Genomic DNA, 13,958 nt, shown 5'->3' with positions numbered 1-13,958 from the left:
TTAGCGGGCGCTAACCGCTTCAGGGCGGATCAGCCGCGCAGCCCGGCCTTCAGACGCTGATAGATCCCGGCCAGATCCCGCGCCTTGCTGCGCCAGAACACCAGCCGGTTGCGCACCGCAAGATCGGCGGCGATCAGCGCCTCAAGCGCAGGCACCAGCGCTGCATCCCAGACCTGCAGATCGGCCGAGACAGCAGGTGTTGGCGGCAGCACGGGCGGCTTTGATCTGGCGCTGGCATGGGCGGCCCGCAGCCCCGCCAGCAAGGCATGGTGCAATTCGGCCAGCCCCTCGCGGTCCTCCAGCTGTGCGGACAGCGGGGCGGGCGGGGTGCTGCGGTGATATGGCTCTGCCGACAGCCAGCGCGGATCCTGCAGCAGCGCCTGCGCATCGCCCGGCGCGCAGACCGCCAGCAACGCCGCGACATCGGCGGCACTTTCCGCCTGTACTGCGGCGATATCCTCCGGGGCGATCGCCCAAGGCTTGCGCGCGGTGTAGCGCCCGCACCAGCGTTGCAGCACGAATTCCACCGCCGAATCATGGCCGTCGCGGCGAAACTTCCGATGGCGCAACTGCAAGCCGATGAACGCCGGCGAGGCTGCGGAATTCACCGCCTGCCCGCTTGCCAGATCCAGCCCAAAGCGCTGACCAAAGCCTGCCACCACATCCTGCCCCATGCCGCCAACATGCAGCGTCACCGCGTCCAGCGCCGCCCATTGCGTCAGCTGCTCACCAAGCGCATAGCGCATCTTCGACAAGCGCAGCCAGTCGCGAAAGCCGTAGCCGGTCCAGACCCCCCATTGCCAATAGGCCGCATTCACCCAATCCAGCGGTGGACGCACGAAAGCCACCACCTCCGCGCGTCGCCCCGGCTTTGCCAGAAAGCCCTGACCAAAAGCCGCAGCCGCGCCAATCCAGCCCTCATTCGACAGCATCGGCACATGGTTTTGCCGGGTAGCGTTCTGCATCACCCGCTGCAGCGCGGCCCAAACCGGATCTGCGGCGCCCGACTGCGGCAAGTTGAGGCCACGCAAGTTCGGCCAACAGCTGTAGCCAAATTCCGATGATCGCCCCAAGCGCCGCACCACCCCGCCATAAAGCGGGTAAATCCGGCCTTCAACGGTGCCGGTGCCAACATAGCGATAGCGCTGCCCGCTGCTGTCACGGTGGTCGGGTGCCGCAGTCAAGGCCGCCTGCAAGGCCGAGCTGCCGCATTTCGGCGCGCCAATATGCAAGATACAGCGCGGCTCAGCCATGCCCCGCCGCCTTGCCGTTGCCCGCGCCTATCTGGACCACTGCGGCGCGCACCGCCTCGGCCAGCGCTTCGGGGCGAGCCTCGCCCAAGGCCAGCACCGCACCCGCCGCCCCGTTTGCCTGCGCGCGCGCCACCGCTTCGGCCTGCGCGCCCAGATCAAAACAGATCACCGGCAGACCCGTCGCCAAGGCCTCATGGGTGGTGAAGGAAAACGTTTCGGGCCAGATCGAGGGGATCAGCCAGCAAGAGATGCCATAGCGCGCCACCAGGGCTGCGATCTGATCCGGGCTGTAAGCACCATGCACCCGCGCTGGCCGCGCCAGATCATAGGCCGGATCCAACTGACCGAGCAGCACCAGATCGCCTTCGCGGCTGCGCGCCAACTGCCGCGCCAGAGCTGCCAGCACCGCCGCCCCCTTGTGCTGCCCGATATTGCCCAACACCCCGATCACCGGACGCGGCCCCGGTTTGATCTGTAACGGCGGCGGTGGATTTGGCAGCCGATGCGGGCGCAGCACCAGCTTGTCCGCGGCTTCAGGATAGGCCTCGGCCATCAGATCGCGACTGGAGCCCGAAAACACCACCACCTCATCCGCCTGCCCGAGCAAGGGCCGCCAAGCGTTCTGCCACGCGATCAACCCGACCCGGCTGCCATCCGGGCGCTGGATGTCATGACCCTTGCGATCAGGTGATGGCAGGCCGCGAAACCGGCCATCGGCATCCAGCAAGGTATAAGACGGGCTGATTGGCATGAAATCATGCACCAACACCCCCAGCCGCTGCCCGCGCGCCAGATCACCCAGCAGACCGGGGATCTCGACCGGATCAGGATCGGCCACCGCACAGGAATAGATCACCTCACGCGCGGGCAGCAGCGCCAGCAGACGCTCGATCAGCGCGCGGTCATTGCTGCCCGCGCGGGTAATGCCCTGCGGGCTGTGCAAGGCCACCTCCCAACGATCCTCGCCACCGACCCGCAGCACCACCGCCGCCCCGATCGCCTCCAGATCCTGCGCGATGCGGGCTTGCAGGTCATGCTCGGCCCCGCCCCCCATCGCATGCGCCAGATAAAGCGGCACGCGCCCCAAACTTCCCGCCCAAGCCAGCCCCAACGCCAACCGGGCTGTCAGCAGCGGATCATCGCCGATAAAGCGCTGCACATCCGCGTCAAAGCGCGGATGGCGCGCCGAGACAATCGCGCCATTCTGCCGCAACAGAGCCTGTTTCGCCACCGAGCCAAAGCTCGCCCCGCCACGATGCTCGACGAAAAGCTGCGGCTGGCAGATATGCCGCCCGCCAAGCGCGCGGATCTTCTGGCACCAGTCGACCTCCTCGCCATAGCCGCGCCCGAAGGCCGGATCAAACTGCGGCGCTTGGGCCAGAAACACCGGGTTCAGCGCCATGCAAAACCCCACCCCGGTCGGCGCTTCGGGCAGATCGGCCAGACCCGGCCCCAAGCCGCGTGCCACCGCATCCATCGCATCGCCCGCCCCCGGCTCCAGCTCCATCCGCGCACAGATCACCGGCACCGACATCAGCTCGGCATCATTCGACATCGGCGTCACAGAAGCCACCGCCGGATTGGCCCAGATCGGCGCCAGCAACCGCGCAGCCCAAGCCGCCGGCAGAAACGCATCGGAATTCAGCAGCACCACCGGATCGGCGCGCACATCCGCCTCCATCGCCTGCCATTCCGCAAAGCCGCGATTGACCGTGCCGATAAAGCCCAGATTGCGCTCATTCTCCAACAGCACCACATTGTCCCGCCCCGCCGCCCAAGCCCGCAGAAACGGCCGGATCTGCGGATCCGGCGAGGCATCCTCAATCACCAGCAAACGCCACGGCAGATCGGTGTGGCGCGCGATACGGTCGAGCACCTCGGGCAACAGATCAAACGCCTGATACACCGGCAGCAGGATGGTCACCCCGCTTTGCGCCACTGCAGCCTCGGGTGGTGCCACGGGCAGAAACGCCGCCTCCAGCTGACGCTCGGCCACCATCGCGCCCAGACCCAGCAGGCGCTTCACCCGCGCCCGCGCGCCCATGTCGTGATAACGCAGCCAGCGATAGGCCGCAGGCAAGGCCCAAAGGCTGGCAAAGCCGAAACGCGGCCACAGCACCAAGCGGGCCAGACGCAGCCGCAGCGCTGAAAACCCCGGCAGCATCAGGCTGAACTCCTGCCCCGCCACCAGATAGGAAAACCGCGCCACGGCCTCTGGCACGAACGGCAGATCGAGGCGAAACTGGTTGCCGCCCCCCGCCCCGGCACCCGGCACCCGCTGCCGACTGCGCCCGGCCAGCTCCAACCCGACCTGATCGGCCTGCGCAGCACCCTCCACCAGCAGCCGATCATTCTGCACCGCAATGCGCGCAATCTGGCCAATCACCTGCCCCGCAGCGTCGCACAGCACCGGCCCCGGACGCTGCAACGCCAGATGCCGCGCGGCATAGCGATCAAACACCCGTTGCACCCTGCCCGCCACCCTGCTCGTCCTTTCGCCATAGATCTGGGCTGATGTAGCGGCTGGAGCCGGGGCTGTCTATTGCGGGGCTTGGTTGACCCTATCCAGAGCAGCGGCTAGCAAGACCTCATCCCAATCAGGCAGACCGGATGCAGCCTCCAAAGATCCTCATCGCCCCCCAAATCCTGATCGCCCTGTGCAGCTACAACGGCGCGGATTGGCTGGCCGGGCAGCTCGACAGCATCGCTGCGCAAGACCATGCCAACTGGGCGCTGTGGATCAGCGATGACGGCTCGACCGATGATACCCGCAGCCTCATCGCCGCGTTTCAAGCCCGCCACCCCGGCCGCGACATCCGGCTGATCGAAGGCCCAAGACAGGGTGGCACCCAGAATTTCCTGTCGCTGATCTGCCATCCCGAGCTGCCGATCGGTCCACAGACCCATCTGGCCCTCTGCGATCAGGATGACATCTGGCTGCCAGAGAAACTCAGCCGTGCCCTGGCCCTGCTGCAAGCGCAACCCGATGCCAGCCGCCCGCTGATCTATGGCGGCCAATCGCGCCATATCGACGAAGCGGGTCGGGTGATCGGTTCCTCGCGCCGCCCGCGCGGGCAGGTCACTCTGCAAAACGCCGTAGTGCAAAACATGGTCTCGGGCCATTCGCTGGTGCTGAACCCCGCAGCCTTGGCCCTCGCCCGCGCGGCGGGGCGGCCCGCCGGGATCGGTTTTCAGGATTGGTGGTTGTCGCTGCTGGTGCTGGCCTGCGGTGGACGCGCGGTGATCGACCAGACCGAGGTGCTGCTCTACCGCCAGCACGGCGGCAATGTGATGGGCGCGCCGCAGGGGGGCCATGCTGCCAAACAACGGCTGCGCCAGATGGCAGAGGGGCGCTATCGGGCATGGATTGCAGCCAATCTGGCAGGTCTTGCCGCCGTGGCGGATCGCCTGACGCCAGAGGCCACCCAGATCATCGAAAGTCTGGCCCAGGCCAAGGGCGGCTTGGCCCGGCTGCGCGCGTTTCACCGCCTTGGCATCCGCCGTCAAAGCGGGCGCGGCACGGCACTGCTCTACACCGCCTGTCTGCTGGGCTGGGCCTGAGCGCGGCTTAAGCCTGCCGCTTTTCCAGCCAGCCTAAGAATGCCTTGTCGGGACTGCGCAGACGCGGCCGCCCCGAGCGGTGCCACATCTCGCGCCATTCCGCCTCCAGCGCATAGATATCCCAGCCGGGCGCAAGGCTGCGCGCCCGCTGCACCGTCGCCTCGGCCAAGGGGCCCAATGCGGTCTGCGGCTGTGGAGACGCCTCCACCAACGGCGCGCGTGGGCTGACGCGCAGCAGATCATCCGCGTCCAGCGCCAAGGCATAATCCGGGATGCTATCCGCTTCGATCACATCGCGCAGCATGGCGCGGAACACCCGGCGCGGGCTGTTTGATCCGGCCTTCTTCTGTAGCAGCTCCAGCGAAATCCGCCATTCGGGTTGCCGACCACAATGCTTGCGCACGATTTCGTAAAGCCTGCGTTCCAGCGGGCGGCGCAGGCTGAAATAGTCGCGGCTGAGCGTGAGCACCGATTTCGCCTTGATCGCGGCAAACAGCCATTCTGACAAAGTCACCCGCACTTGGATCATCCGGCCGCCGCGGGTTTTGCGCACGATCTCCCAGTCTTCAATCAACCCGAAACCGCGGGTGATTTCCAACTCGCCCTGCACCAGATTGGTGGTGATCCGTGTCCCCGCCAACCGCTCAAACGCCTCACGCAGACGGCGGTAGGCATCGCCCGAGGTCTCACGGTTGGTCGCCATCAGCAGATCATGCGCGCGCAGATGCAACGTGCGCGCCACCTGACGCCCCGCATTCAGCGCCGCCATCAACTGGCTGGTGCAATAGATCAGGATGTCCTTGTCATGGATCGTCGCACGCCCCTTCACCGAAGGCGTGACCTCGATCTCCACGCCGTTGTGCAGATAGCGCAAGACCTGCAGATCCGGCCGTGTCGCCAATGAGAACAGCGGATGTTCCATGCTCGCCAGATCATCTTTCGGCAAAGCATCGAAAATGTCGCAGGAAAAGAAATCAGGCTGAAGTGCAGCCGACGTCCCCCCCTGCATTCCCGTCGCCGAGGGAAGCAAAGTTGCCATGTTTAGTCTGCCCGTATCTGCCGCGCTGTTTGGCCCGATGCGCGGATTTTCCCGCTGTCAGCTGACCGTCGCGATTCGTGGTTTCATTGACACCCACCCTAAAGTTATCCACAGCCCCCGTCCAGCATCGCGCAACCACACCGCGCAATCCGTCGGGGTTTCAGAGTCAGTGCTTCGGGGTTTCAGAGTCATGCTATCGGGGTTTCGGAATCACCCCGGTTTTTGTGTGCTGCTCTAAGGCGCTGATCTTTGGGGGCAATTCATGCAGATCTCAGCCATCTGAAGCCCCGTAACTATTTGATAACATCCTATTAACACCACAGCAGCAGCGGCAGTCTGACAAAATCAGGCCGCAAGCCCAAGGACAGCCCCAAAAGAGGCTATGAATTGGGTAAAAAATTGGCGAATGTTACGATTATACAAAAACATATGATTTTTTAGTGATTTTTTATATTTTCATGATATATCTTCTTGGCACTTCTGGAGCCGCCAATGTCCATGATTTCCCTCTCCGATCTGACCACGCTAGCCAGCGCCGCCACGGAACCAGGCTTGGCCAAGCCTGCCCCGCCCCGGCTGATGTCGATCTGGGAGATCACCACCTGGATTCTGCCAATGGCCCCCGAACACCTGCGCCGGGTGCTGGCCTCGGATCCCGCACTGCCACAAGGCAGCGCCGGGGTTGAAGGCGGCACCCGCTGGTTCACCGCCGCCGAGGTCGCCCGCTTGCGCGCGCATTTCAGTCAGGGCGCCCGCAAGACCCGGTATCAGCCCCCCCGCCCCGCCAACAGCAAGGCTCCGCTGATCACGCTGACACAGCCACAGGGCCGCGCCGGTCGCTCAACTGCCGCGCTGCATCTGGCAACGGCGGCGGCTTTGGCGGGTTACCGGGTGCTGCTGATCGACGCCGATCCTGCCGGCGCATTGGCGCAGGCTTTGCGGGTCAGCGACGGCGCTGAGATCGGCGTGTTGGGGCTGATCGCCCGCTCTGCGGCACGGCATCTGCGGCAGGGCAACGAGGCACGGCTGGACCGCGGCGAGGTTCCTGTGGCGATGGATGCGGTGTTGAGCGCGGCCCTTGCTTTGCACACCAGCGACCTGATCCGCCCGACGCTGTGGCCCGGACTTGATCTTTTGCCTGCCGCAGCGGGGCTGATGCAGGCCGATCTGCAAATTGGCCGCTGGCGGATGGCACAGGCGCGTTGGCAGCCGTGGCGCGCCTTGGCCGAGGGGCTGGATGGCGAAGATTTGCGTAGCCGCTATGATCTGATCTTCTGTGATACCGGCCGTGGCCTTGGGCCTTTGGCGCTGTCGGTGCTGGCTTCGGCGGATGTGCTGCTTGCGCCTTTGCCGCTGATCCCCGGCGCCTTGGGCGGGCTTGGGGCTGGACTGGCGGCTTTGGCCCGTGCGCTGAGCGCGGTGCAGGATGAGGCGCAGATGGTGGCGCAGGCTTTGGGGCAAACCGTGCAGCCCTTGCAATGGCGCAAGCTGGCGGTGTTGCCAACCCGGGCAGGCGGCGATGCAGCGCAGAGGCTGGCGCATGCCGCAAGGCTGGGCCCTGCCCTGCTGCCCGCCGCCCTGCCCGAGATCGCGCAGATCGCCAACGGCACGGCGGCCCAGTTCTATGATCTGGATTACCGCGATGTCGGACGGCTGATCTATGCGCCGCAACGCGAGGCCACCGAGGCCGCCTGGCGGGGCATGGCTGATCTGCTGGCAGCGCTTTGGACCGAGGACAGCACGCCGCAAAGCCAGTTGCAGCTCGGCTAGGGCTTGGCGGAGGTTTCGCGGCGAAACCTATTGTGACCCCGTCAGTTTGTTCACCGGCAACGGGCTGAGCAGGCGGCGCAGTTGATCCATCAGCAAATCCACCATCTCGGCATCCACCACCTTGCCGCGCAGACGGATCGAATAGCCGTCCTCATGGTAGACGCCCTCCATGGTGATGCCATTGGCCAAGGCCTCGGTATTGCCAAGCGGGCGGGTGAATTGCTTGCGCGGGCGGCCACCGCGATTGACATGGGTGTCATCGGGCAGGCGCTCTACCGCTTCGGCGGCACTGACAATCGGCTCTAACAAGGCCCATTCATAGGTGGGCCCACTGCGCGCAGACCCCCGCAAAGCGGTGCGCAGTTTTTGGCCAAAGCCCTCACGCAGCGCAAACGCCAGCCGCAACCCATTGCGCTCTGACAGATCGGTGGGGAATTGCAGCATGTCGCCCAACTCTTCATGCACCAAAGCAAAGCTGCGGATTTTCGAGCGTTTCGCTTTACTGGCTGCGGCAAAAATCGTCTCTATCGCGGCTTCAGTATCGACAAACGCGCCAAGCCGCGCCGACATCACCGCGATACGGCCGCGCTCGTAAGGGGTGATCTGGGCGCGGAGTTCGTTTTCCTCGACCATCGCGGTGTAAAGCGCACCGGCCTCATAGGGCGGGCGGACGAAGGCCTTGATGGTATACTGGCCCTCGGGGTCTTCCGCCTGCATCTGCTGCAAGGCGGTGACCCGACGCCAGCCGGAAATCAGCCCATAGCGCCCGCCCTCAATCGCCACCACCTCGATCGGCAGACGCAGACCATTGGCGCGGATGGAGGTCTTCAGCTCTTCAATCTCGCTGGCCTCGACCACCATGCGGTCGCGCATGATATGGTCGAGATCAATCGCATCGAGCACGATCTCGGTGATCACCCGGCCTTCGATCTGGGCCAATCGCCACGCCTCAGCATCGACACTATCGCGTGCGTTAGAGACTCTTTTTTCCACATCCAGCGGGTCAGCGACGCGGGCAATCTCACCAGCAATCTGCGCGATGGGCGCCCCGAGGCCGATGCGGTCGGGGGCAGGTTTCGCGGCGAAACCTGCCTCAAGATCGGCGAGTTCTTCGGCTCCAGGAGCCTCAAGCCTTCTGCGTTTTGCCATCCTCTGCCCCTTTCGCCATTTGCGCCCCCGTCATTTGCGCGTCGCGCCACCAGGCGCCGATCAGCAGTTGCTTGAACTCTGCATAGGTCCGATCGAACGCCTCACGGCCGCGCAGATAGGTGTCGCGGTTGAATTCGCGGTAGTCGGCTTCGTAGATGCCGTTGACCTGCTCGCCGGCCTGACCCACCAAGGCGGTGAATTCCTGCCGGTAGGGCGTCATGAAATCGCCGAAATAGGCTTGGATCACGTTGGCCAGATCGGTCTGCTGGCTGGCGTCAAAGCGGGTGATGATGGCGCGCACCACATCCCATTCGAATTTGATCTCGGGCAGGCCCAGACCGCGGCGCTGGCTGTTTTCACCGTCTTCGATGCTGGCGAATGTAGCGTGCAGCATGTCGAAGAACCGCCCCGTTGAGTCGAACTCCAGGAAAGATGCACCCAACGGCACCAGTAGAATATCCGCCGCAGAGAGTGAATTAATCGTGAGGTAACCGAGCGCAGGGGGGGTATCCAAGAACACGATATCGTATTGATCGAGGATGCCTTCGTCGGTCAGGAAGTTGCCCAAGGCATCCCAAAGTGGCCAAGACCGCAGGCCCATCCGCCAGACTGGGATCTGAAATTCGGCCCAATACAGGTTCAGTTGCGCGCCGATCAGGTCGATATTGGGCCAATGGGTCTTCTGGATCAGATCGGCCGGAACAGTCTCTAACGCGGCACTTAGGCTCTCATCGAAGGGCAGGGTGGGCTGACCTGCGGCGGCGCGCACCCGGTTTTCGGCTTGCAAGCTGCGGGCGTAATCCTTGGCGATCAGCGGGAACACGGTTTGCCATTCATCGGCGACTTGGCCGCCCAGGATCGAGGTCATCGAGGCCTGGCTGTCCATGTCGATCACCAGCACCTTGTAGCCGTCCAAGGCTGCGGCCATCGCCAGATGCGCGCAGGTGGTGGTCTTGCCGGAGCCGCCTTTGAAATTCGCCACAGCACAGATTTTCGCGGGCAGGCCTTCGGGGCGGTAGGGTTTGTATTCTTTCGCAGAGGAGCCTTCCTGTGCGAAGTGATCGCGCAAGGTCAGCACCTCTTCCAGCGTGAACCATTTCGCGCCCGCCTCACCCTCGCCCTGCGGCAGATCGGGATTGGCACGCAACACCCGGCGCAGATGGGCCGAGGCCACCGGGATCAGGTATTTGGTGATTTCCCAGATCGAGAACCGCCGCAGCCGCTTCTTGCCATCCGGCGCATAGCCGCGCTTGGCCAGATCATCGCGACCCTTGCCGCAAAAGGCGGCGGCTTTGGCAAAGCGGGTGGTGTCCACCGCTGGCCCCAGTTTGGCGGCGGCGCGGGCGGGGTCTAGATTGTGGTAGGGTTGCGGGGTAGGGGATTCGGGCTTTTTGCTCATGTCACTCATTCCGCCTCATGTGCGGTAGTTTTGCTATTGTAGCGAAAACTATCGCACATGATCTGGGCCTTGCCTAGCGCGGGGTTGTTTTTTGCCTGCAAAAGCTGTATATATCTAGCCAGATAGCTAGCTGGAGTGGGGCGATGTGGAGCGTGCAAGACGCCAAGAACAAGTTCAGCGCCGTGGTCGATGCCGCCTTGGCGGGGCAGCCGCAAGAGGTGACGCGACGGGGCAAGCCTGCGGTGGTGGTGCTGTCGGCGCAGGAATACCACCGCCTGCTGACCGCGGCGGTGGGCGCGCGCGAAAGCTTTGCCGCACATCTGCTGGCGTTTCCCGGCGGGGAGGGCGAGTTCGAACGGGCGCAGGTGCAGCCGCGCGATGTGGCGTTTTGATTTACCTGCTGGACACCAATGTGCTGTCGGCAGTGCGTCGCCCCGACCGTGCGCCGCAAGTGGCCGCTTGGCTGCGCGGCAAGCCTGAGAGTGCGCTATACCTGAGCGTCATCACCTTGGGCGAGATCGAGCGTGGCATCGCCCAGCAACAGGCCCGCAACCCCGGCTTTGCCGCCGATCTGCGACAGTGGCTGGACCGCACCCTGCTGATCTTCGCCGACAGGCTGCTGGAGTTTGGCGCCGAGGATGCCCGGATCTGGGGCCGTCTGTCGCATCAGATCGGCCATTCCGGCGCGGATCTGATGATCGCCGCCACCGCCTTGCGGCACGGTGCCACCGTGGTCACGGGCAATACCGCCGATTTCGCGGCCAGTGGCGTCGCACTGGAAAACCCGTTCTGACAGCGCCAAATTGCCTTGGTTGCAAGCTCGTTGTGGGAGGATTTGCACGATGATTTATATTCACGATAATCGTTACTTATCGTGAATAATAGGCCAGGAATGGTGAAGCAGAGGTGCTGTGCAAAATGGTGAAATTCTGATCAGTATGATGCAATATAGCATTAAAATATAGATTTTTTATATTTGCAGATTCTCAAATCCGTCACAGACTTTGGCGCTTGGCGATCTCTATTGCACACAGGGAAATTTTGCCTGCATTGCGGTCGCAAACACAGATGTGGCCGGGCCAGAGCGTTCGGCCGGATGAGCGGCAAGATAGGTCATCAAGATTTTTATAATATCCGAGAGGCTGGTTTGCTCTGTAATACACAGGGGGCCAGGTGCGGCTGGTGCTCCATGGCCGGTGATATTTTGGGCATGATGTGCTGACATGCCCTCCAGCATACCCCTGACATAGCCACGGCAGAAACCGGCCCGTGCAGTCACTTCGGCTGCGCTGCAGAATCCCATAAGCTCCAGCCCCGTCACGTCACGCGAATCTGATTCTACTGGTAGGGGAAAACATAGAAATACAGCTCCAGCAGCGGCTATTTTTTTGACGCGCTGGTATAGGGCTATGTCAGAAACCACTCTATACTCCTGACTTTCATCGGGCCATGAGCTTTGGCTAACATGGGCGTGTGGCAGCAAGCCATCTCATATTTCAATCGCGGGTTCACTTTCCCAGCTGGGAAAGACACGGCTGCGCAGGAAGCCGAAAAGAAACGGCGGCTTCATCCGACCCAGGCCAAAGTTTGCGCCAGACCCCTTGGATATTTTCGCAGCCTTAGTCGAGGCTGCGAAGCAGTTTCAGGCTGGCAATCAACAGTCCAAGCTCGCGGTCATCGGCGGAGAGATCAAGGCTTGCGGGCGAACAGGTGGAGTCGCACATCAGGCTGATTTGCAAGGAGCCACTGAACTCGGGCAGATCCAGCGTGCAGGACACTTGACCCGTCACCGCGTCATCATAGCGTAGGGCCAGCGTTTCGGTCCTTTGTGTCAGTTCCTCCAGCACCTGTATTTCGACATCGTGATCGGGCGAGAGCATGGAGAAGGACAGCTCCAGTTGCCGCGCGGGCAGGGCGCTATCCACCTGTATCCGCAGCATGGCAAGATCGGACGCGGTCCAGATCCCGATCGGCTCGACCGGATGAAAGCCTTTGACCCGCAGGCCCTTGTGGGGTGATTTCTGGCGCAACAGATCAACGATATCGGCTTGTGGTGGCAGCGGCATGAGCTTTTCGGCGACACGGTCCTTTTGCAACAGCAGCATCAGCGGCGCAAACCAGACCTGTTCGGCGATCTCGGGCACCTGCAGGCGTAGATGCTCGGCAAGGGCGGGGCCAAAGCCATCGGCCTCGGCCGCAGCCGTCACCTCGGGCACCGCGTCATAGGGCAGCGCCAGCGCTTTGAAAGCCATCACGACCGACATGCGGGACGGCAGCAGCAGCAGGATGCGCCAGAACGCCGGATCGCGGATCGGCAAAGCCAGTGCTTCGGCAGCACCCGACAACAGGGCGCGGCCAAACACGATGCCTTCCGAGACCGTCAGCAGCTTACCGACCAGCTCATACAGCGCGAGCCCGGTGTTTTGCTCTAGAATCGTGCCGATGGCGCGGGCGGTGGCGGCGTTGACCCGCACATGCAGCAGGTTATAGGCCAGATAGCGGCCCTTTTCTTCCAGCGTATTGGCAGCAAATCCGGGCGGCAGCACCGAGCGGTGCTCGTAGAATTCATCCAGCAGGATTTTGGTGCTGACATAGGCCTGCAACCAAGCTTTGTCCTCGGGCTTAGGCTGTGGCAAGCCGCCTTGCGCGCGCGCCTGCACCAAGCCCGCACGGGCCCGCAGGCTTTTCTGATGGGCCTCTAGGAAATCCACCAGAGCCTTGGCATATTTCGAAGCCGTCGCGTCGCGCACCACGTTCCAGGCGGCCTCGCCCCTTGTGCGCAGCTCTTTGCGGTTGCGCGCGATATGGCCGAGTTGGGCTGCAAGCTCGGAGACATCGCCGATCTTGTCGAGGAAGAAACAGGCCTCGGCCGGCACTTCGGCAAAACAGCCCGAGCGATAGGCGATCACCGGGCGATGATGCGCCAGCTGTTCCACCAAAGACAGCGAGGCACCTTCGGTATTGGGATAGCGCAGGTTATAAAACACATCCGCTGTCGCCATCACCGCAGCAAAGGCGTCATCATCGGGATCGACGCGCAGCTCGAAACAGCTTGATAGGCCAGACTCGCGAATATCGGCTTCCAGCAGACGCAGGAACGGCTTGTCGCTGCCAAAGCCTGCGATGGTGACGCGGAACTGCGTCTTCAGGCTGGGGTCAGCGGCAAAGGCGGCGGTCAGCAGGCGCAGGCCCTTGGTCGAGCCGATATGGCCGCCGCAGACGATATGGATACGGCTGCCTTCCGGTGCGATCGGACCAAGGCCTTTCGGCTCGTCCGGGCGCGGCATGAACAGCTGCAGGGCAGGGCCTGCGAAATCTGTGCCAAGCCCGGTGCGGGCATAATCGGAATGCACGATGGCGGCGGTGCCGAGCCGGGCCAGACGGTCGCCCATCGGCACCAGACAGCCCCATTGGCCATCCCAGGGCACGAACAACACATTGCCCTCATCGGTTTTCAAAACACCCGAGTCGGCCAGAAAATCAAACGCCGGCATCCCCGCCACCGTATGCACCAAGCCGCCGAAAGACGGGCCGACATAGCCACCCTGCGCGCTGACCCCGGCCAGATAATGCTGGTAGACATAGTCATGCAGCACCACAATGCCGGGATGTTTGCGCATCGCGGCATAGATCGGGCCGTGGTTTTTCTCATTGTTGCCAAGATGATAGATGGCAATATCGTAAAGTGCGGGAAGATCAGAGCGGATCAGGCTGTCGCTCAGCTCGATGGTGGGGTAGGGCATCTCGACCACGGTGTCGCTGGTCGCGGGGTGAAACACGATCACCT

11 protein-coding genes are annotated in these 13,958 nt (G+C 63.2%); 4 read left to right on the top strand and 7 right to left on the bottom strand.

The genetic code is table 11. From position 1 onward, the window contains the following. Positions 1 to 29: 29 nt before the first annotated feature. Together U1A24_RS21535 and U1A24_RS21530 are read right to left on the bottom strand one after the other, a co-directional pair. Positions 30 to 1,253: a hypothetical protein gene (locus U1A24_RS21535; protein ID WP_322324037.1), complete on the bottom strand. Its 1,224-nt coding sequence runs from the start codon at positions 1,251 to 1,253 to the stop codon at positions 30 to 32. Continuing rightward, positions 1,246 to 3,735, bottom strand: coding sequence for a glycosyltransferase (locus U1A24_RS21530; RefSeq protein ID WP_322324036.1), 2,490 nt, complete (start codon positions 3,733 to 3,735; stop codon positions 1,246 to 1,248). The genes U1A24_RS21535 and U1A24_RS21530 overlap by 8 nt, the downstream gene beginning before the upstream one ends. Before the next feature lie 128 nt (positions 3,736 to 3,863). Here U1A24_RS21530 and U1A24_RS21525 point away from each other — a divergent pair, with 128 nt between their 5' ends. Then, positions 3,864 to 4,814 carry a glycosyltransferase gene (locus U1A24_RS21525; RefSeq protein WP_322324035.1) on the top strand — a complete coding sequence of 317 codons (951 nt, stop codon included), beginning with the start codon at positions 3,864 to 3,866 and terminating at the stop codon, positions 4,812 to 4,814. 7 nt (positions 4,815 to 4,821) lie between these two features. On the opposite strand, the gene U1A24_RS21520 is transcribed toward U1A24_RS21525, so the two are convergent. Next, the gene (locus U1A24_RS21520) at positions 4,822 to 5,823 is read right to left on the bottom strand and encodes a replication initiator protein A (protein ID WP_322324057.1); all 1,002 of its coding nucleotides are present in this window, start codon (positions 5,821 to 5,823) and stop codon (positions 4,822 to 4,824) included. A gap of 522 nt (positions 5,824 to 6,345) precedes the next feature. On the opposite strand from U1A24_RS21520, the gene U1A24_RS21515 reads away from it, so the two are divergent. Next, positions 6,346 to 7,623: a ParA family protein gene (locus U1A24_RS21515; protein WP_322324034.1), complete on the top strand. Its 1,278-nt coding sequence runs from the start codon at positions 6,346 to 6,348 to the stop codon at positions 7,621 to 7,623. A 27-nt stretch (positions 7,624 to 7,650) separates the two neighbouring features. Here U1A24_RS21515 and U1A24_RS21510 read toward each other — a convergent pair whose 3' ends face one another. Both U1A24_RS21510 and U1A24_RS21505 read right to left on the bottom strand, forming a co-directional pair. Beyond that, positions 7,651 to 8,772, bottom strand: a complete 1,122-nt coding sequence (locus U1A24_RS21510) for a ParB/RepB/Spo0J family partition protein (RefSeq protein ID WP_322324033.1) — start codon at positions 8,770 to 8,772, stop codon at positions 7,651 to 7,653. Next, on the bottom strand, positions 8,750 to 10,171 hold the full coding sequence (locus U1A24_RS21505) for an AAA family ATPase (protein ID WP_322324032.1): 1,422 nt from the start codon (positions 10,169 to 10,171) through the stop codon (positions 8,750 to 8,752). The genes U1A24_RS21510 and U1A24_RS21505 overlap by 23 nt, the downstream gene beginning before the upstream one ends. Positions 10,172 to 10,314: 143 nt before the next feature. Here U1A24_RS21505 and U1A24_RS21500 point away from each other — a divergent pair, with 143 nt between their 5' ends. After that, positions 10,315 to 10,563, top strand: coding sequence for a type II toxin-antitoxin system Phd/YefM family antitoxin (locus tag U1A24_RS21500; RefSeq protein WP_322324031.1), 249 nt, complete (start codon positions 10,315 to 10,317; stop codon positions 10,561 to 10,563). Further along, positions 10,560 to 10,964, top strand: coding sequence for a type II toxin-antitoxin system VapC family toxin (locus U1A24_RS21495; RefSeq protein ID WP_322324030.1), 405 nt, complete (start codon positions 10,560 to 10,562; stop codon positions 10,962 to 10,964). The genes U1A24_RS21500 and U1A24_RS21495 overlap by 4 nt, the downstream gene beginning before the upstream one ends. A gap of 228 nt (positions 10,965 to 11,192) precedes the next feature. Here U1A24_RS21495 and U1A24_RS21725 read toward each other — a convergent pair whose 3' ends face one another. Then, positions 11,193 to 11,492, bottom strand: coding sequence for a Rap1a/Tai family immunity protein (locus U1A24_RS21725; protein WP_416173518.1), 300 nt, complete (start codon positions 11,490 to 11,492; stop codon positions 11,193 to 11,195). Between the two features lie 298 nt (positions 11,493 to 11,790). Then, a partial coding sequence (locus U1A24_RS21490) for a glycosyltransferase (RefSeq protein ID WP_322324029.1) occupies positions 11,791 to 13,958 on the bottom strand: 2,168 nt, incomplete at its 5' end.

Source organism: Cypionkella sp., from assembly GCF_034376685.1.
Classification (GTDB): domain Bacteria; phylum Pseudomonadota; class Alphaproteobacteria; order Rhodobacterales; family Rhodobacteraceae; genus Cypionkella.
The sequence above is the reverse complement of the archived record's forward strand: the minus strand, read 5'-3'. Positions and strand labels throughout refer to the sequence as shown.